At 43.3% G+C, this 871-nt stretch carries 1 protein-coding gene; it reads left to right on the top strand.

The features are described from left to right. Positions 1-294 precede the first annotated feature (294 nt). Positions 295-714, top strand: a complete 420-nt coding sequence (locus tag MO867_RS22320) for a hypothetical protein (RefSeq protein ID WP_252473263.1) — start codon at positions 295-297, stop codon at positions 712-714. Positions 715-871: the final 157 nt, after the last annotated feature.

The following is an 871-nucleotide window of genomic DNA, read 5'->3' as shown; positions in this document are numbered from 1 at the left end:
ACGGTACAGTGACTACGGGGCTATAGCTGCATGAAACTGTCCGAAGTGTTGATCTCCTATTGTCGAGTCAATCTTGAAGTGTTTCAGTAATATTTGTTACGCGGGATGCAAGAATGAGTCGCAGGGTGCATCGAATTTCATGTTGCTTTGTGACTGATTTGACGAGATGAGACATAAATGATTTTGGATTGATAATTTCTTCCATCTTGCCACTGACCGTTCCTATGCCATCCTTATATAAAGGAAAGGATGGCATAGGTTGCCTCCTTTGAGTTTAACGACCCGGTGGTGAATATGCGGCCGTTTATTGTACTACTACTGTCGATTAGCTTGGGAAAATTGGCTCATCTTTTGAGCCCATCTTTGGGGAATGGTGTATTTTTAATCGCGCTTATATTTCTGGGTGTCGTTCCCTATTTGCTGGTGCCTATTAGATCAGAGTTTTTTAGAAAGAAAATTGCTCTTTGGGCAAAGGGGAGTAATATTAAGATTGTCAATATTGAGAGTAAAAGCTTATTTAAAGGCCGATTGTTTTGGCGGGTTTCTGATGCGCAGAATGTATTCTTTGTGAAGGCAACAGATACCAGGTATTGGGCGGCCTGCGGTTCCTGGCTTTTGGGTGCATACAGCGGGAGTGTGCTGATCTATAAAGTGGTGGGGAGAGACCTTAGATTAATATCGGTTTGCAACGATGCAGGCTTGCAGGTGAAGTAGCCATGGAATGAAGGCATATGTAAAGCGTCCTGCTGATTATTTGTTAACCAAATGCCGGCTTTTTTATTCTGGCTGGGGTTAGGGTTAGGGTTGGGGTTGGGGTCAGGGCTGTCCCATATAAATCGGTGTAAAAACGAACAGAATAGACCTAAAATAG

The organism is Microbulbifer okhotskensis, assembly GCF_023895975.1.
GTDB classification, from domain to species: Bacteria; Pseudomonadota; Gammaproteobacteria; order Pseudomonadales; family Cellvibrionaceae; genus Microbulbifer; species Microbulbifer okhotskensis.
This window is presented reverse-complemented; position numbering and strand designations above follow the sequence as displayed.

Bases quoted from the DNA above. Each gene is read 5' to 3' on its own strand.
- MO867_RS22320 (WP_252473263.1), top strand. From the start codon at position 295: ATGCGGCCGTTTATTGTACTACTACTGTCGATTAGCTTGGGAAAATTG.